This window comes from Thauera sp. (assembly GCF_035444905.1).
Classification (GTDB): domain Bacteria; phylum Pseudomonadota; class Gammaproteobacteria; order Burkholderiales; family Rhodocyclaceae; genus Thauera.
In genome coordinates this window covers 41,066-59,139 of record NZ_DAOMPS010000021.1, presented here as the reverse complement: position 1 = coordinate 59,139, position 18,074 = coordinate 41,066, and the positions used below count along the sequence as shown (strand labels likewise).

At 67.9% G+C, this 18,074-nt stretch carries 13 protein-coding genes; 2 read left to right on the top strand and 11 right to left on the bottom strand.

The genetic code is table 11. The annotated features are described in order from the left end of the window. Nucleotides 1-43: 43 nt before the first annotated feature. Both PLC66_RS11270 and PLC66_RS11265 read right to left on the bottom strand, forming a co-directional pair. Nucleotides 44-517 (bottom strand): universal stress protein, encoded by a 474-nt coding sequence (locus tag PLC66_RS11270; RefSeq protein WP_324540391.1) that lies wholly within the window; start codon nt 515-517, stop codon nt 44-46. 18 nt (nt 518-535) lie between these two features. Further along, a complete protein-coding gene (locus tag PLC66_RS11265) occupies nt 536-1,873 on the bottom strand; it encodes a uracil-xanthine permease family protein (RefSeq protein ID WP_324540389.1) in 1,338 nt (445 codons plus the stop codon). 319 nt (nt 1,874-2,192) lie between these two features. Here PLC66_RS11265 and PLC66_RS11260 point away from each other — a divergent pair, with 319 nt between their 5' ends. Next, nucleotides 2,193-2,813 carry a glutathione S-transferase family protein gene (locus PLC66_RS11260; RefSeq protein ID WP_324540387.1) on the top strand — a complete coding sequence of 207 codons (621 nt, stop codon included), beginning with the start codon at nt 2,193-2,195 and terminating at the stop codon, nt 2,811-2,813. A gap of 4 nt (nt 2,814-2,817) precedes the next feature. On the opposite strand, the gene PLC66_RS11255 is transcribed toward PLC66_RS11260, so the two are convergent. From PLC66_RS11255 to PLC66_RS11230, 6 genes are all read right to left on the bottom strand, one after another. Continuing rightward, complete coding sequence (locus tag PLC66_RS11255; RefSeq protein ID WP_324540385.1) at nt 2,818-4,011, bottom strand: response regulator; 1,194 nt, start codon at nt 4,009-4,011, stop codon at nt 2,818-2,820. A 37-nt stretch (nt 4,012-4,048) separates the two neighbouring features. Continuing rightward, a complete protein-coding gene (locus tag PLC66_RS11250; RefSeq protein WP_324540383.1) occupies nt 4,049-6,889 on the bottom strand; it encodes a PAS domain S-box protein in 2,841 nt (946 codons plus the stop codon). Continuing rightward, nucleotides 6,886-9,606 carry an EAL domain-containing protein gene (locus PLC66_RS11245; protein ID WP_324540381.1) on the bottom strand — a complete coding sequence of 907 codons (2,721 nt, stop codon included), beginning with the start codon at nt 9,604-9,606 and terminating at the stop codon, nt 6,886-6,888. The genes PLC66_RS11250 and PLC66_RS11245 overlap by 4 nt, the downstream gene beginning before the upstream one ends. Nucleotides 9,607-9,757: 151 nt before the next feature. Further along, entirely contained in the window at nt 9,758-10,690 is a 933-nt protein-coding gene (locus PLC66_RS11240) for an ABC transporter permease (RefSeq protein WP_324540379.1), read from the bottom strand. Nucleotides 10,691-10,702: 12 nt separating this feature from the next. Further along, nucleotides 10,703-11,767: an ABC transporter permease gene (locus PLC66_RS11235; protein WP_324540377.1), complete on the bottom strand. Its 1,065-nt coding sequence runs from the start codon at nt 11,765-11,767 to the stop codon at nt 10,703-10,705. Further along, a complete protein-coding gene (locus tag PLC66_RS11230) occupies nt 11,760-13,346 on the bottom strand; it encodes an ABC transporter ATP-binding protein (RefSeq protein WP_324540375.1) in 1,587 nt (528 codons plus the stop codon). The genes PLC66_RS11235 and PLC66_RS11230 overlap by 8 nt, the downstream gene beginning before the upstream one ends. Nucleotides 13,347-13,531: 185 nt before the next feature. Here PLC66_RS11230 and PLC66_RS11225 point away from each other — a divergent pair, with 185 nt between their 5' ends. Then, nucleotides 13,532-13,915, top strand: a complete 384-nt coding sequence (locus PLC66_RS11225) for a hypothetical protein (RefSeq protein ID WP_324540373.1) — start codon at nt 13,532-13,534, stop codon at nt 13,913-13,915. Nucleotides 13,916-13,943: 28 nt separating this feature from the next. On the opposite strand, the gene PLC66_RS11220 is transcribed toward PLC66_RS11225, so the two are convergent. From PLC66_RS11220 to PLC66_RS11210, 3 genes are all read right to left on the bottom strand, one after another. Further along, nucleotides 13,944-14,795 carry a sel1 repeat family protein gene (locus tag PLC66_RS11220; protein WP_324540371.1) on the bottom strand — a complete coding sequence of 284 codons (852 nt, stop codon included), beginning with the start codon at nt 14,793-14,795 and terminating at the stop codon, nt 13,944-13,946. A 16-nt stretch (nt 14,796-14,811) separates the two neighbouring features. Continuing rightward, complete coding sequence (locus PLC66_RS11215) at nt 14,812-15,102, bottom strand: hypothetical protein (RefSeq protein ID WP_324540369.1); 291 nt, start codon at nt 15,100-15,102, stop codon at nt 14,812-14,814. Nucleotides 15,103-15,177: 75 nt separating this feature from the next. Next, nucleotides 15,178-18,051 (bottom strand): adenosylcobalamin-dependent ribonucleoside-diphosphate reductase, encoded by a 2,874-nt coding sequence (locus tag PLC66_RS11210; protein WP_324540367.1) that lies wholly within the window; start codon nt 18,049-18,051, stop codon nt 15,178-15,180. Nucleotides 18,052-18,074: the final 23 nt, after the last annotated feature.

Here is an 18,074-nt window from a genome sequence, read left to right as displayed (position 1 = left end):
GCGCTGGGCGCCCCGAGGCCTTTCCTGGCGGGCGAAATGTCGCTCAGCGGTCGATCGGCACCAGCACCACCGGCACGTCGGCCTTCATCGTCACCTTGTGCGCGACCGAGCCGAGCAGCAGTTCGCCGATCGCGCTGTGGCCGCGCGAGCCCATGACGATCATGTCGGCGAGGGTGTGCTTGGCCGAATCGAGGATCTGGCGCGCCGGCTCGCCTTCGAGCGCGCGCACGCTGGCGAGGTACTTCTTCACCTCGAATTCGGGATAGGCCTCGGCAAAGATGTCGATGCGCTGCTGCAGCAAGGCCTCGGCCTGGTTGCGGCCGGCGGCCTTGATCTCGTCGTAGGTCTCCTGCTTGATGAATTCGGTGAAGGGCAGGGCGTTGGTCTGCACCGTCACCGTGACCGCGTGCAGGCGCGCGCCGAACTTCTGCGCCATGCCGATGGCGTGGCGGAAGACGGCCGGCGAGCGCGGCGTGAGGTCCGAGGCGTAGAGGATGGAGCGGATTTCGTAGGACATGCTTCGTCTCCTGTGGGATCAGCGGCGCGGCTTGGGCAGCAGGGCGTCGAGGACGAGGGCGGTGATCGCTGCCGGCACGAGGCCGGAGTGGAGCAGCAGGCCGATCTGCTCGGGTACCGCCTTCTCGATCTCGGGCACCAGCGGCAGGCCGATGCCCAGGCTCAGCGACACCGCCAGGATCAGCATCGAGCGCTGGTCGAGCTCGCTCTCGGCGAGGATCTTGACGCCAGCCGAGGCGATCATGCCGAACATCACCACCGCAGCGCCGCCGAGCACGGCCGGCGGCATCGCTGAGGCGATCGCGGACAGCTTGGGGAAGAGACCGAGGATGATCAGGAAGATGCCGCCGATGGTCACCACATGGCGGCTGACCACCCCGGTGAGGGCGACGAGGCCGACGTTCTGCGCATAGGCAGTGTTGGGCAGGGTGTTGAACACCGAGGCGAAGGCGGTCGCCACGCCGTCGGCCATCACGCCGCCGGACAGTTCGCGGTTGGTGGCCGCGCGCTTGGCGCCGCCGACCGTGATCGCCGAGATGTTGCCGATGGTCTCCAGGCCGACCACGAACATGATGATGACCATGCCGAGGATGGCGGTGGGCGAGAACTCCATGCCGAACACGAAGGGTTGCGGCACGGCGAACCAGGCGGCCGTGCCGACGCGGGAGAAGTCCACCCAGCCCAGGAAGACGGCGACCAGGTAGCCGCTGATGAGGCCGACCAGCACCGAGGCGAGCTTGATGAAGCCGCGGCCATACTGGTGGCAGCCGATGGTGACGATGAGCACGAACAGCGCCAGCAGCAGGTGATGCGGCGCGGCGAAGTCGGCCGCACCCACGCCGCCGGCGGCATAGCGCAGGCCGACCGGCATCAGGGTGAGGCCGATCAGCAGTACCACGATGCCGGTGACCACCGGCGAGAACAGGTGGCGTACGCGTGACAGGAAGGCGCCAAGGAAGACCTGCAGCAGGCCGGCCACCAGCGAGGCGCCGAGAACGGCGGGCAGGCCGAAGGCCTTCGCCAATGGGAGCGCCACCGGCAGGAAGCCGAAGCTGGTGCCCTGCACGATGGGCAGGCGGGCGCCGACGCGGCCGATGCCGACCGACTGGATCAGGGTGCAGATGCCGGCCACGAACAGCGACACCTGGATCAGGAAGATGCGCTCTTCCATGGTCGCGCCGATGACGCCGGCGATGATGATCGGCGGCGTGATGTTGCCGACGAACATCGCCATGATGTGCTGCAGACCGAGCGGAATCGCGCGCGACAGCGGCGGCATGTAGTCGGGCGAGTGCTCGTCGACGGCCGGTCGTGGCGGATTGGCTGGATCGGGATAGACGGGGGTCGTCGCGCTCATTGGCGTGTCTCCGTGTCTCTGGCTGGTGGGGGCCGGATCTGTGTTTGTGGTTGAGGCGTGTGCAGCGTGTCTGCAGGGGAGCTCGATGCCTGCAGTGCGGGCCGTGGTCAGAGTTTAGAAGGCGCCGCCGGCAAGAAAACCGCCGGGGCCTGATAGCGCTTATATAACTGAGCTTATGGGCGAATCAGTTTATTTGCAGGATTACAATATTCCGTCCCCTTCAGGAGCGTCGCATGATCGATCTTGACACCGTCCCAAGGCCCAACGGGCGCAAGCCTTCCATCCGCTGCGCCGCGTCCGGCTCCGCCACGGAGAAGCCATGAAACTCTATATTTCACCGCGCGCGCCCAATCCCCGCCGGGTGCAGATGTTCATCGCCGAGAAAGGCATCACCGGCATCGAGGAGGTGGTGGTCGAGATCGGCAAGAACGAGCACCGCAGCTCGGACTTTCGCGCCAAGAGCCCGCTCGCCAAGGTGCCGGTGCTCGAACTCGACGACGGCCGCATGCTCGGCGAGACACGGGCGATCTGCTCCTATCTGGAGGGCGTCTGGCCCGAGCCCAACCTGATGGGCGAGAGCTTCGAGGAGCGCGCCTTCATCGAGATGACCGACCGCCGCATGGAGCTCTACCTGTTCGGCAGCATCGCCAACTGCATCCGCCACACCCACCCCGGCCTGGCGCCGCTGGAGCAGCCGCAGTTTCCCGACTTCGGTCGCTCGCAGGGCGAGAAGGTGCGCGAGGTGGCGCGCTGGCTCGATGCCGAACTCGCCACCCGGGCCTTCGTGGCCGGCGAGCGCTTCACCATTGCCGACATCACCGCCTTCTGCGCGATCGAGTTCGCGCGCGGGCTGATGAAGTTCAGGCCCGGCGCCGAGGGCATGGTCAACCTGCAGGCCTGGCGCGACCGCGTCGCCGAACGGCCCAGCGCCAGGGTGTGAGGCCTCAGCGCGGCAGGTGGCGGGCGAGCTTCTGCAGCAGGACCTGGCGGTCGAAGGGCTTGACCAGGAAGTCGACCGCGCCTGCCTTCAGGCTCGCCTGCAGCACCTGGCGCTCGCTGTGGCCGGTGATCATCAGGATCGGGATGTTCGCCAGCTGCGGGCTGGCCTTGAGGCGGCGGGTGATCTCGACCCCGTTCAGGTCCGGCAATGCGACGTCCATCAGGATCAGGTCGGGATGCTGGCGCCCGAGCAGCACGAGCGCTTCGGTGCCGGAATGGGCGAAGGTCGAGCGGTAGCCCGCGGTTCCCAGCAGGCGTTCGAGCAGCTTGCACTGAAAACTGTCGTCGTCCACGACCACGACCAGGGGCGGCGTCCTGCCCGCGAGCTCGCCCAGCTGGCGGGCAGCATCGAGCTGCGGCTTGACGTCGTGCTTCAGGCGGCCGATCCATTCGGTGAGCGGGACCACCTTCTGCTGCGCCTCATCGACCCGCAGTTGCACCTCGCGAATCACGTCCTCGCGCTGCGGGCTGGCGAGCGGGGGCTGCAGGTCCGCTCCCGTGGGAACGCCGTCGAGGTCGAGATCGAAGCTTTCGGCGACGACGGTCGGAGGCTCGAACGCGTCGTCTGGCGCAACCGCGGTCAGCGCCTTGCTCAGGGCGTCGGCGTGGCGCTGGCCGACCGCGATGCGATCGTCGAGCACGGACTCGAGCTGGCTCACCGAGCGCGCGTGCGCCGCGACCTCGCGCGCCGGTGCGGTGTCGCGCTGGGCTTGCAGTGAGCGGCCGGCGATGATGATCGACATGGGCAGCCGGGGGGTGTCGTAGACGAGCGGCCAGTACATGACGTAGTCGTCAAAGTAGCCCTTGCTGCACAACTCGAAGGCGCGGTGCACGCTGTCCTTGTCGCACAGCACGATGTTGCGGTGGGGCAGGGTGTGTACGATCTCGCACTGGCGGTAGAGGCCGAGCGAGTAGCGCTCGGCGCGCTCGAGGCTGTTGAAGGCCAGCACCACCACGTCCGGCTTGACGCGTTCGAAGTCCGCGACGAAGCGGCTCTCGACGGTCGAGGTGGCGACGTGCTCGAAGTGGCCCTCGAGCAGACGCGCGATCTGCGCCGCGTCGGCCGACACCTCGGTGACGACCAGGATCTTCAAGTCTTCGGGCTTCATCGCCACGGTCTCGCTCGATCGGCGGTCCATCCTTCGTGGCTGCGGGGTGCAGCGTACAGGTTTGTCGTCATCTTGAAGCGGCCTGGGTCGGATCCATCGCCCGGATTGTAGCGTCGAGCACGAGGACGAAATCGCACATCACCCGTTCGATGCGCCCGCCGTCGACGTCGCGCCCGGCCTGCTCGAGGGCCGCGCAGCTTTCGCCGAGCTGCATGGCCCCGACAGACCTTGAGGAGGATTTCAGGCGATGGGCGAGCTGGGCCACCTGTGACCAGTCGCCGGCCGCGCAAGCCCTCTGCAAGGCGTCTGCCGTGCTGCGCGCGGAGGCCCGATAGTCGGTGAGAAACTCCTCGATGAGCGCGGCCTCGTCACCGATCAGGGCGGGCAGCACCTGTGGATCGAACACCGCAAGGGCAGGGGCCGTGGCCGAGGCCATGGGGGGCGAGCGGTCGAGCTCGGCCTTCGGCAGCCAGCGTCCGAGCGCTTGACGCAGGACCTCGACCTGGACCGGCTTGGTGATGAAGTCGTCCATGCCGGCGTCAACGCAGCGCCGATCTTCGCCCCGCATGGCGTTGGCGGTGACGGCGATGATCGGGATGCGCCGTCCCGCCGGCTCTTCGCCGCGAATGCGCACGGTCAGTTCGTAGCCGTCCATTTCGGGCATGTGCAGGTCGGTCAGCAGCAGGGTGTACTGGCCATGTCGCCACCGCTCGAGTGCTTCGCGGCCGTTCTCGGCGATGTCGCATTGCAGGCCCAGCAGCGCGAGCTGGCGCTCGATCACCCGCTGGTTGATGTCGTTGTCCTCGGCCACGAGGATCTGCACCTGTGGCGACGGGGCATGGCGCACCGGCGCCTGGGGCACGCGCAAGGTGGCTGGCTTCGAGGTGGTCGGCTGCAAGGTGGACCGCGGTGCCGGATCCGGCATGCGGGCCGCTTGCCGCCCGGCAGCCGGTGCGCTGATGGCGGGCAGCGGCAGCGTGACGATGAAGCGTGTGCCTTGTCCCGGCCGGCTGCGGACGTCGATCCGGCCCTTGAGCAGCTGTGCCAGGCGGGCGGAAATCGACAGGCCCAGCCCCGTGCCGCCGAAGCGGCGGGTGGTGGAGGACTCGGCCTGGGCGAAGGGCCGGAAGATCTTCTCGAGCACCTCGGGCGCCATGCCGATGCCGTTGTCGGTGACGCTGAAGCGGATCACCCCGGGGCCGGCGTTCTCGGCACGGATCTCGACGCGGCCGGGGCGCTCCAGGCCGGCGGAAAACTTCACCGCATTGCTGACCAGGTTGGACAGGATCTGCTGCAGGCGCAGCGCGTCGGAGCTCACCAGGTCGGCCACATCGTCGAGGACGCGTGCGCTCAGCTTGACTGCCTTGCGCTCTGCAACCGGCTGCATGATGTCGGTGACGCGGGCGATCAGGTTCCGGATCGAGACCGGGCCGATGTCGAGCTCGAGCTTGCCCGACTCGATCTTCGAGAAGTCGAGGATGTCGTCGATCAGGCGCAGCAGCGTGGTGGCCGACTCGCGCATGATCTCGACCAGATGGGTCTGCTCGATCGACAGGGCCGAGTGACCCAGGACGTCGAGCAATCCGATCACGCCATTCATCGGGGTGCGGATCTCGTGGCTCATGGTGGCCAGGAACTCGCCCTTGGCGCGACTGGCGATGTTGGCGAGGTCGAGCGCATGCTGCAACTCGGTGGTGCGGCTGGCGACCAGGCCTTCAAGGTGATCGCGGTAGCGCAGCAGCTCCTCTTCCATGCGCCGCTTTTCGGTGATGTCCTGCTTCACCGCGACGTAGTGCGTGATCGCGCCGTTGTCGTCATGGATGGGCGTGATCGTGGCGTGCTCGAGGTATTCGCTGCCGTCCTTGCGCCGGTTCAGGAACTCGCCGCTCCAGGACCGGCCCTGGGTCACGGTGGCCCACAGGCTACGGTAGGTTTCCGGTGTCGTGTGCCCGGACTGCAGCACCTTCGGATTCTGGCCGAGGGCCTCCTCGCGCGAATAGCCGGTCTTGTCCACGAAGGCCTGGTTGACGTACTCGATCTCGGCGCGGGTGTTGGTGATGACGATGCTTTCAGGGCTTTCCTCGACCGCGCGGGACAGCTTGCGCAGCCTTTCCTCGGCGGCCTTGCGCGCCGTGATGTCGAGCGCGAACACGAAGCGGGCCACCGTCTGGCCGTCGTCGTTCTGCAGCGCGGTGATGCCGATCACCATCGGCAGCTTGCTGCCGTCCTTGCGCAGGTGCACGGTTTCGAAGCTGATGTTGCCGAGGCGATCGGCTTCGGCGAGGCGAGCGGGCAGTTGCGGCCGCTCCTCGAGTGCGTAGAGCTGGCGCACCGGCATGTGCCGCATCTCGTCGATGTCGTAGCCGTGCTGCCTGGCGTAGGTGGCATTGACGTCGATGATCGTGTCGTCCGCGGCATCGTGGATGGCGATGCCCAGATTGGAGACGCGGAAGAAGCGCTCCCACCGGCGTGACAGCGCCTCGGCCTGCTTGCGCTCGGTGACGTCGTGCACGATGGAGAACAGCAGCGTCCTGTCGCCCGCTTCGGTCGGGCCGCTGTAGACCTCGACGTCACGGATCGAGCCATCCGCACGGCGGTGGCGGAACTCGAAGTGGGTGCGGCGTGCTTCCCGCGCAGCGTCCATCTCGGCCCGCAAGGCGTCCGGTGAGAGCGTGTTCACCTCGCTGATGTGCATCCGGGTGAGGGTGGCCCGCGACCAGCCATAGAAGCTTTCTGCGGCCCGATTCGCGTCCTCGATCCGGCCGCTGTCGGGGTCGAGGATCAGCATCACCGCGTGGCTGTTGTCGAAGATGCTGCGGTAGGGCATGTCGCCCGCCTGGTGCGCGCCGTCAGCCTGAGGCGGGCGCACAGCCTGCGGTTCTTCGGGCTTGGCTGAGTCGGCACTCATTGAAGTGTCTCTTGAGCGGTTTCCGCCGCGGCCACCCTGTCGGCCCGTGCGGCTGCCTGCGCGGGCTCGGTGATGCAGCCCGCAGCAAGGGCGGCAGCCGTGCTGCCCATCTTGGCCTCAATGGCGTCGAGGGTCGTGGGGGCGTGGAACATGAAGCCCTGGAAGCTGGTGCAGCCCTCGTCCATCAGGGTCCTCAGCTGGCGAGCTTCCTCGACGCCCTCGGCAATCAGCCTGAGGCCCAGCGTGCGCGCAAGGGCCACGATGGTTCTGACGATGGCCCGGCTGCTGGTGTTGTCGGGCAGGTCGCGCACGAAGCTGCGGTCGATCTTCAGTTCGTCCAGCGGCAGTCGCTGCAGGTAGGCCAGCGAGGAGTAGCCGGTGCCGAAGTCGTCGATCGAGAAGCGGATCCCCAGCTTGCGCAAGGCCTCCATGGTCTGGACCGCGCCCGCCATGTCGCTGATGAGCATCGATTCGGTCAGCTCGAAGACCAGCTTGTCGGGTGGGCAGCCGGTGCGCTCGAGCACGGCGCAGGTCTCGGCGACGAAGTCCGGCGCGTAGAGCTGGCTCGCGCTCACGTTGACCGAGAGGCGCAGAGCAGAGAAGCGGGGGTCGCGCGCCCAGCGCCCGAGCTGCAGGCACGCCATCTCCAGCAGCTTCCGGCCGAGCGCCGGCATGCAGCCGCAACGCTCGGCAGCGGCGATGAAAAGCCCCGGCGGCACCAGGCCGCGGCGCGGGTGCCGCCAGCGCGCGAGGGCCTCGACGCCGTCGATGCGGCCGTCGGCATCGCATTGTGCCTGGTAGTGCAGCTCGAACTGCTCGCCCGACAAGGCGTCACGCAGATCGGTCTCGAATTGCAGCCGTTCGGCGACGGTCTGCTGCATGACCGGATCGAAGAAGCGGACCCGGTTCTTGCCCTGTCGCTTGGCTTCATACATCGACAGGTCGGCGCTCTGCATCAATTCGTCGACGGTCTGGCGGTGACCCGCGAACATGGCAATGCCGATGCTGGCCGTGCACACCCTGGCCTGGCTCCCGAGCGCGTACGGCGCGCTCATCGTCTCGAGGAGTTTGTTCGCGAGGCGCTCGGCACTGGCCGCGGCCGCGACCTCCTCGGCGGGCAGGTGCTCGACCAGGATCACGAACTCGTCACCACCGAAACGGGCGACGGTGTCGGTCTCGCGCACTGCGCCGCGCAGACGCGCTGCTGCCTGGGTCAGGAGCGCATCGCCCGCATCATGGCCGAGCAGGTCATTGATGTCCTTGAAGTCGTCCAGGTCGATGAACATCAGCGCACCACGCCAGCCGTCGCGACTACCATGCCCGAGCGCCTGGTGCAGACGGTCGGTGAGCAGGCGCCGGTTGGCGAGGCCGGTCAGGTGGTCGTAGTAGGCGAGGGCGTGGATCTCTTCCTCATTGATCTTGCTTTGGGTGATGTCGGTGAAGCAGCCCACGTAGTGGGTGACGACACCCTCTTCACTGCGCACCGCGCTGATGGTCAGGCGCTCGGGATACACCTCGCCATTGCGGCGCCGGTTCCAGATCTCGCCCTCCCACAGGTCGTGCGCCTGCAGTTGCTGCCACAGCGCGTTGTAGAAGGCTTCGTCATGGCGGCCGGAGGCCAGCATGCGCGCCGGCTTGCCGATGACCTCCTCGCTGGCGTAGCCGGTGACCTCGGTGAAGGCCTGGTTGACCCGCAGGATCCGGGTGCGCGCGTCGGTGACCATCATGCCCTGCTGCGACTCGAAGGCGATGGCGGCGATGCGGCGTTCCTGCTCCAGCAGGATCCGACGGGTGACGTCCTGAACGATGAGCACCACCGTCCTCGGCGCCGCCTCGCCTTCGATGGCCTGGATCCGCCCTTCGAAGTGGCGGTGCCCGCTTGGGGTGTCGAGGGCGTACTCGGTGATGGCCGGGGTGCCGGAGACGATGGCTTGACGAATGGCGCTCATGAGCAGATTGCCGACCGCCTCGGGGAGGATGTCCTGCAGGCGATGGCCCAGCACGCTTTCGGCGTCACGATAAAGAAGGCGCTCGTCGTGGGTCATCACCTCCAGGCAGCGCCCATTCTCGTCGAGCACGAACAGGATGTCGGGGACTGCGCCGGCGACCGCGCGCAGACGGGCCTCGCGTTCGCGCAAGGAGCGTTCGTTCTGCTGGCGTGCCGCGAGGTCCTGCAGCAGGAGCCCGAGAAGCGTTGTCGCCGCGCCCATGATCAGCAGATAGGGCAGGCCAAGCACGGCGTAGATGCGGGCGATGCTCTGCTCCGGTATCTGCGCGATCAGCACCATCGACAGGGCGTGCACCGTCACGCCGAAGGCAAACAGGCTGAGGGGCTTGCGCGCCAGCCAGCCTCGCGCCCAGGCCGCCCGGTAGGCCAGACCGAGCGCAACCCCGAGCGCGATCACCGTGGTGCCGACGATCATCCCGCCTCCACCCAGCCACAGCCGGTAGGCGCCGGCGATCGCGCCCGCGACCAGGCCCGTGAGGGGACCGCCGAACAGCGCGGCCATCGACAGCAGGACCGAGCGCCCGTCCACGATCACCCCGGGGGCGAGGGTGATCGGGAGCATCATGCCGACCACGCACACCGTGCCGAAGATCAGCCCCGATGCCGTCTCGGCGAGTCGCGGCCGTGCCGCGAGCGCGCGCATGCTGAAGCCATGCAGCAGGCTCAGTGCGAGCAGCAGAGCGACGGTTTGGATCAGTTCGAGGATCATCAGCGGGCGCAAGGCTCCGGTGGGCCGGTGGGCCGGTGGGCGTCTACGGCCCGCGGAGCTTAATGCATCCGGTCGAACGCCCCAAGTTGAGGAATTCACACCGTGTGCAATATCGTGCGCCGGTTGCGCGCCGAATCGATTGCCGCCGTCCTCACGCGTCCGGCCGGTAAGGCTTGCCGAGCGACACTGGCGAGTTGAGCCGGATCGTGTTCCGGTTGCGCGAGATCACGACCAGCACGATGATCGTTGCCCAGTAAGGCAGGGACGACAGCAGCTGCGACGGAAAGTCGATCTGCAGCCCCGAGCCCTGGATGAAGAGCTGGGTGATCATCACGCCGCCGAACAGATAGGCGCCGACCATCACCCGCAGCGGCCGCCAGGTGGCGAACACCACCAGCGCGAGCGCGATCCAGCCACGGCCGGCGACCATGCCCTCGGCCCACATCGGCGTGTAGAACACCGACAGGAAGGCGCCGCCGATGCCGGCCATGGCGCCGCCGAACAGCACCGCCAGGTAGCGGATGCGGATCACCGGATAGCCGATCGCGTGCGCCGACGACGGCGATTCGCCCACCGCGCGCAGCACCAGCCCGGCGCGGCTGCGGTAAAGGAACCACAGCAGGCCCCAGAACAGCGCCCAGGAGAAATACACCAGCGCCTGCTGGTTGTAGAGCGCCTCGCCGATCAGCGGCAGGTCGGCGATGAAGGGGATGCGGATCGGCGGCACCGCCTGCAGCGCCACCGCCTCGTAGGGCTTGCCGACGAAAGCCGCCAGCCCCACGCCGAAGATCGCCAGCGCCAGCCCCGAGGCGACCTGGTTGGCCATCAGGCTCAGCGTCAGCACGCCGAAGATGAAGGCCATCGCCATGCCCGCGCCCATGCCGGCGAGCACGCCCAGCCAGGGGCTGCCGCTGTGGTGGGTGATGGCGAAGGCGGCGACCGCGCCCATCGCCATCATGCCCTCGGCACCGAGGTTGAGCACGCCGGCCTTCTCGCTCACCAGCAGGCCGAGTGCGACGATGATCAGCGGCGTGCCGGCCACCACGGTGGCGAACAGCATCGAGGTAAGCAAGGTCGCGTCCATGCTGTGGCGTCCTCAGCTCGTGCGGCGGTGCAGCCGCAGGCGGTAGTGGATGAACACGTCCGAGCCGAGCAGGAAGAACAGCAACATGCCCTGGAACACCATCGAGATCGAGCTCGGCAGGTTCAGGTATTGCTGGGCCTGCTCGCCTCCGATGTAGAGCAGCGCCATCAGCAGGCTGGCGAGGAAGATGCCGAAGGCGTTGAGCCGGCCGACGAAGGCTACGATGATCGCGGCGAAGCCGTAGCCGCTGCCGATCTTGTCGGTGAGCTGGCCCATCGGGCCGGCTACCTCGCCCATGCCGGCCAGGCCGGCTGCCGCACCGCCCAGCAGGAGGCCGGTCCAGATCATGCGATGGGCCGAGAAGCCGGCGTAGCGCGCAGCGTCCGGCGCCTCACCCGCAACCCGCATGCGGAAACCCGCGTAGCTGCGGTTCATGAAGGCGTAGCCCGCGACCAGCACGGCCAGCGCGAGGGCGAAGCCCATGTGCAGGCGGGTGCCGTCGAGCAGCACCGGCATCAGCGCGGCGTCGCCGAACATCTTGGTCTGCGGGAAGTTGAAGCCGTCCGGATCCTTCCACGGCCCGAACACCAGCCAGGACACGAAAAGCTGCGCCACATACACCAGCATCAGCGACACCAGGATCTCGTTGGCGTTGAAGCGGGTGCGCAGCAGCGCCGGAATGCCGGCCCAGGCGGCGCCACCGACGGCGCCGGCCACGATCATCGCCGGCAGCAGCAGGGCGCTCTCCGAGCCGTCGAAATACAGCGCGATGCCGGTGGCTGCCACCGCGCCGAGCATGAACTGGCCTTCGGCGCCGATATTCCACACATTGGCGCGAAAGCCGATCGCCAGACCGATCGCGCACAGCATCAGCGGCGTGGCCTTGAGCAGCAGCTCCGAGACGCTGTACAGGTCCCTGACCGGGTTGAGGAAGAAGATGCGGAAGCCTTCGACCGGGTCCTTGCCCAGCGCGGCGAACACCAGCATGCCGCCGCCGAGCATCAGCACCACCGCCAACAGCGGCGACAGCCAGGACATCAGCCGCGAGGGTGCGGCGCGGGCTTCGAGTTCAAGCATGCGGAGACTCCGTGGGCGCGGGCGAGCTTGCCGGGTCGGCGCCTGGCCACATGCCGCTCATCCACACGCCGATGTCTTCCACCGTGGTCTCGGCGGCAGCGCGCGTGGGCGACAGCCGGCCCTTGGCGATGACGGCGATGCGGTCGCAGATCTCGAACAGCTCGTCGAGCTCCTCCGAGATGACCAGCACCGCGCAGCCGCGGTCACGCAGGTCGATCAGCGACTGGCGGATGAAGCTGGCGGCGCCCACGTCCACGCCCCAGGTGGGCTGGGCGCACACCAGCAGCCTGGGCGCCTGCAGGATCTCGCGGCCGACGATGAACTTCTGCAGGTTGCCGCCCGACAGCGACTTGGCCGCCGCGCCGGGGCCGCCGCATTTGACGTTGAAGGCCTCGATGCAGCGCTGGGCGAAGGCGCGCGCGCGGCCGCTGCGCAGGAAGCCGCCGGCCAGCAGACCCTGGGTGCGTGCCGCCGTGAGCAGCGCATTGTCGGTGAGCGACAGGCCCGGCACGGCGCCGCGGCCGAGGCGCTCCTCGGGTACGAAGGCGAGGCCGAGCCTGCGCCGCTGCCCGGGGCTGAGGCGGCCGGCCTCGACGCCGCAGACCTGCACGGGGAATTTCTCGCTCAGCGCTTCCTCGCCGGAGATCGCGCGCAGCAACTCCTGCTGGCCGTTGCCCGACACGCCGGCGATGCCGACGATCTCGCCGGCGCGCACGTCAAGGTGGATGTCCTTGAGGTCGGTGCCGAAAGGGTCGTCCGAGGCGTGCGACAGCCCGGCCAGGCGCAGGCGCAGCTCGCCGTCCGTCTTCGCCGCGCCATGCTCGCAGTGCGGCAGGTCCTTGCCGATCATCAGCCGCGCCATCGAGGCGGGCGTCTCCTGCGCCGGGAGGCATTCGCCGCTGACCTTGCCGCCGCGCAGCACGGTGGCGGTGTGGCACAAGGCCTGGATCTCGTCGAGCTTGTGGCTGATGTAGAGGATGGCGCAGCCCTCGGCCGACAACTGGCGCAGGGTCTCGAACAGGGTGCGCACCGCCTGCGGCGTCAGCACCGAGGTGGGCTCGTCCATGATCAGCAGGCGCGGGTTCTGCAGCAGGCAGCGGATGATCTCGACGCGCTGGCGCTCGCCCACCGACAGCGCGTGGATGTGGCGGCGCGGATCGACCGGCAGGCCGTAGCGCGCCGACACCTCGGTGATCCGTTGCGCCAGGGCGTCCAGCGCCGGCTTGCCGGGCAGGGCGAGCGCCACGTTTTCCACCACGGTCAGGGTCTCGAACAGCGAGAAGTGCTGGAACACCATGCCGATGCCGAGGCTGCGCGCATGGGCAGGGTTGGCGACCTGGACTTCCCGGCCTTCCCAGATGATCTGGCCAGCGCTGGGCTTGGTGACGCCGTAGATGATCTTCATCAGCGTCGATTTGCCGGCGCCGTTCTCGCCGAGGATGGCGCGAATCTCGCCCGGGCGCACGTTCAGATCAACCTGATCATTGGCGGCTACCGTCGGATAGATCTTGCTGATGCCCTTCAGCACGAGGCGCGGGCCGGGGCCTGGGTCGGCAGTGCGGTTCAGGTCGGGGGTCATCGTTGGCCTGGATGGATCTGATTAGGTGAGCTTATGTGGGCTATCGGAATGTTCGAATGGACGTTCTAGTGTTTCCTGCTAGACTCTCGGCCTTGATGGTGCGGTGCAACATCCGTTGCTTTGCCTCTGCCGTGCCCCTTTGGGCGCACGCAGCCGCCCCGAACGCTTTCTCAAGGACTCAAACCATGACCTCGATCATCCGCACTCGCTCGCTCGCCCTCGTCGCCGTCGCGGCCGTCTCCTTTGCCGGCGCCCTGTCCGCCGCCCACGCCCAGTCGGCAGGCCCCGTCCAGCTTGCCCTGGCTGCGCCCGCCGATGAGGTCGTTCGTGCCGAGGCCGCGCGTCCGCTGGCGGTGATGCTCGACCAGCCCAGCGGCGGGCGCTTCGTCTATCTGCCCGAGCAGGGCTGGACCTTCGCCGGCAGCCAGGCCGATGCGGCCGAAGCCGCCACGGTCGCCGCTGCCGGCCAGCCGGTGAGCGTGTTCATCGACCAGCCGACCGGCTTCGTGTTCACCTACAAGGTCGAAGAGGGCTGGGTCTTCGCCGGCACGCTCGGCAAGGCGGACTGATCGTCGCTCAGCGACGGCGGCCCCGGTCTCAGTTTCCGCCCGATGCAAGGCTCGAGGCGGCAGCGTCCTTCTCACCCGCTTGCGCGCCCTCGGCCAGTGCCTCCTCCAGCTCGAGTGACAGCGCCTGGGCGCGCTTGAGCTCTTCCGGCGTGAGCTTGATGGCGACGCTGTCTCGCTCGTGCACGCCTTCCATGTTCAGGGCGGCGGCGGCGCGGTTGAACCATACGTAGGCCATCACCGCGTCCTGCGTCATGCCGATGCCGCTGCGATGCAGGCGGCCGTACTCGACCATGCCTTCGGGGTCCCCCGCCTCGGCGGCGGCGGCGATCCAGCGCGCGGCGAGCTCGTAGTTCTGCGTGATGCCGACGCCACTGCGATAGAGCTTGCCGAGCAGGATCATCGCCCCGGTGTGCCCGCCTTCGGAGGCGCGCTTGAGCCAGCCCAGGGCCTCGAGCGTGGCTTCCTTGCCGCGCGCGGTGTTGAGCAGCGCGGCACGGCCAAGCCGATACTGGGCTTCGAGGTCTCCACTTTGTGCCGCCTCCACGCTCGGGCCGGTCTCGTTGCCCGAGGCACTGCCCGCGCCGCCGTCAGGCCCGTTTGCCGCCAGCGGATGGGTGCCGTCGTCGTCGGCCAGCATCCAGGCCGTGCCGCCGGCGACCAGGCTCAGCGCGATCAGCACCACCACGGCCGCCGCCAGCGTCAAGCCACGACGGCTCGCCAGCGCCCCCGCCCGCGCCGCGACGAAGCGGTGGGCGCAAGTGAGGCAACGATAGGGGTGGCGGCCCGGGTTGTCCGTCTTCTCCTGGTGCGATCGCCAGCGCGATTCGCGGCAATCGGTCGAGCCGCACTTGGGGCAGCTCAGGAGCTTCGATCCACTCATGGCCGGCCCTCTCCGCTCAGCTTTTCCAGATCCACATGATCACGACCACGGCCAGCACCACGAACAAGGTGCTGCCACCGATGGCGGCGATCAGTGGCTTGACCTGCAGCAGGTGGCTGAGCGCAGGGCCGTAGAAGCGGTGAACGCAGGACATGCAGCGCCAGGCGCGCTCGCCCTTGTGGTCGCGCTGCTCGTCGTCGGAGCGCCAGGGGGATTCACGACAGTCGGTACCGTCGCAACGTGGGCAGGTCGGCATGGGGCAGAACAAGCCTCTTGCCGGCACCGATGGGGCGGGCAAGGGCTTCATGGAGTTATCGGCGAGTCGCATTATTGCAGAGTTGCGACCCGCCGACACCGGCCATGAATGATGCGGCAGACGACCTCAGCCGCAGGTCCCCACCGCGCCGCAGGCGGTGCAGAAGTCGCAGCCGTCCTTGCGGATCACCGTGTGATTGCCGCACTCGGTGCATAGCGCGCCCTGCATCAGCTTGGGCTCGTTGTCGTCGCGCGGCGACTCCAGGATGCCCATCTCGCGCGTCGGGTAGCCCTTTTCGTCGAGCACGCCGAGCATGGCGTAGCGGTGGATGATGAGCTGCGCCAGGTAGGCCACCGTGCTCGGCCAGTTCTGCTGGCGGCGGGTGCCGGGCACGAAGGCCATGAAGTCACCCAGCGGCTCGGGGTAGTCGAGCAGCTTCCTCAGCTTCATGCCGATCCAGGCCGGATCCATGACACGCATGTCGAGCGACAGGATGCGGGTCAGGCCGTCCAGCGCGCGCGGGTAGTTGCCCGACAGCCACACCGAGTAGGGGCGGGTGACGCCGTCCGGCAGGGTGATCTCCTTGAGGCCGAGGACAAAGTCCTCGCCGGTGGCCGGGTTGTAGATGTCCACCGTCCACGACAGCGTGCCATCGGTGCCGGTCTTGGGTTCTTCCAGGCTGAACAGGGTGTCGAGCACGCCGTTGCTCTCGTCTTCCTTGTCGAACACGCCGAGCTTCTCGCAGCGGTAGTTCACCACCTGGGCGAAGGCGGATACCACGCCGGGCACTAGCTTCTTCTCGCCGTGCGGCGGGAAGGGCATCTCGAAGGAGCGTTCGCCCACGGTGCGGGCCAGGGTGTCGAGCTTCAACTTGAGCCAGCCGCGGTCGTTGGCGCGCATGTCCATCGACAGGGTCTTGGCCACCGCACCCAGGCCGCGCGGCTGGTCGGCGCCGTTCACCCAGACTTCGAACGGGAAGCTGCCGCCATTGTTGCCGACCTGGCCGACGAAGAGCGCGAAGCCGCCGGTCGGGGTGTTGAGCATGTAGGTCCACGCCAGGTTGCCATCGGGCAGGTCCGGGCGGCCCGGCCAGCGCAGGCTGGAGAGCACCGGGGCGGGCAGGTTCTTGATCGACAGGCGCTTGTTGGCGTCGGCGATCTCGACGTCGTGCGGCTGTTTCTGTTCGGCGGTGGGCGTCACCGACAGCACCGAACCGAGCACGTTGTTGGGGCGATAGGTGGCCAGGCCCTTTAGGCCGGCCTTCCAGGCGGTGAGGTAGAGGTCCTCGAACTCCGCGTAGGGGTAGTCCTCGGGGACGTTCACCGTCTTCGAGATGGAGGTGTCGATGTAGGGCGCGACCGCGGCGACCATGTCCTTGTGCGCCTGCGCGGAGATCTCCAGCGCGGTGACGAAGGATTCCGGCAGCTTGTCCACATTGCCGCCGAGGTGGCGGTACAGGCGCCACGCGTAGTCCTCGACCGCGTACTCCTTGAAGGTGCCGTCGGCCATGCGCTTGCGCCGGGTGTAGGTGTACGAGAACGGCGGCTCGATGCCGTTGGAGGCGTTGTCGGCGAAGGCCAGGCTGATGGTGCCGGTGGGCGCGATCGACAGCAGGTGCGAGTTGCGGATGCCCTGCTTGCGTATCCTGTCCTTCACCTCGGCCGGCAGGCGCGAGGCGAAGTTGCCACCCGACAGGTAAAGGTCGGCGTTGAACAGCGGGAAGGCGCCACGCTCCTTGGCCAGGTCGGACGAGGCCAGGTAGGCGCGGTTGCGCATGTACTCGGAGATCTTGCGCGCTTCCTCACGTGCCTCGGGCGTGTCGTAGCGCTGGCCGAGCATGATCAGGGCGTCACCGAGGCCGGTGAAGCCCAGGCCCACGCGGCGCTTGGACTGCGCCTCGGCGTGCTGCTGCTCGAGCGGCCAGTGGGTTGCTTCGAGCACGTTGTCGAGCATGCGGATGGAGACGTCGACGACCTTGCCGAAGCCGGCGTAGTCGAACTCGGCCTTGTCGGTGAACGGGTTCTTGACGAAGGGCGTCAGGTTGATCGAGCCCAGGCAGCAGCAGCCATAGGGCGGCAGCGGCTGCTCGGCGCAGGGGTTGGTGGCCTCGATGGTCTCGCAGTAGTACAGGTTGTTGTCCTGGTTCATGCGGTCGAGGAACAGGATGCCCGGCTCGGCGTGGTCGTAGGTCGAGCGCATGACCTGGTCCCACAGCGCGCGCGCGCGCACCTTGCGATACACCCACAGGCCATCGTCGCGCTGGTAGGCGCCGGCTTCCTTCAATTCTTCGGTGGGTTCGGCCTTGTGCACCAGCTCGACGTTACCGTCGGTCTCGACCGCCTGCATGAAGGGGTCGGTCACGCCGACCGAGATGTTGAAGTTGGTGAGGTCGCCGTGGTCCTTGGCGTGGATGAATTCCTCGATGTCGGGATGGTCGCAGCGCAGCACGCCCATCTGCGCGCCGCGGCGGGCGCCGGCGGATTCCACCGTCTCGCACGAGCGGTCGAACACGCGCATGTAGGACACCGGGCCGGAGGCGTTGGAGGCCGTGCCCTTGACCAGCGCGCCCTTGGGGCGGATCGACGAGAAGTCGTAGCCGACGCCGCCACCGCGGCGCATGGTCTCGGCGGCCTGGGCGAGTGCGGTGTAGATGCCAGGACGGCCGTCAACGGCTTCGGTGACCGAGTCGCCCACCGGCTGCACGAAGCAGTTGATCAACGTGGCGGCCAGCGTGGTGCCGGCGGCACTGTTGATGCGGCCGGCGGGCACGAAGCCCTTTTCCTGCGCTTCGAGGAACTTTGCTTCCCAGTGGGTGCGCTTGTCTTCGGATTCGATCGCGGCCAGCGCGCGGGCGACGCGGCGGCGCACCTCGGCGACGGTTTGCTCGTCGCCCTTGGCGTATTTCTCGACGAGCACCTCGCCGGAGATCTCCTGCATTGGCAGGTTGGCCGCGGAGGGCTTTACGGTGCTCTGGGTGGACGCGCTGGTGGTCTCGCTCATGGTCTTTTTCTTCATCCGTGGTG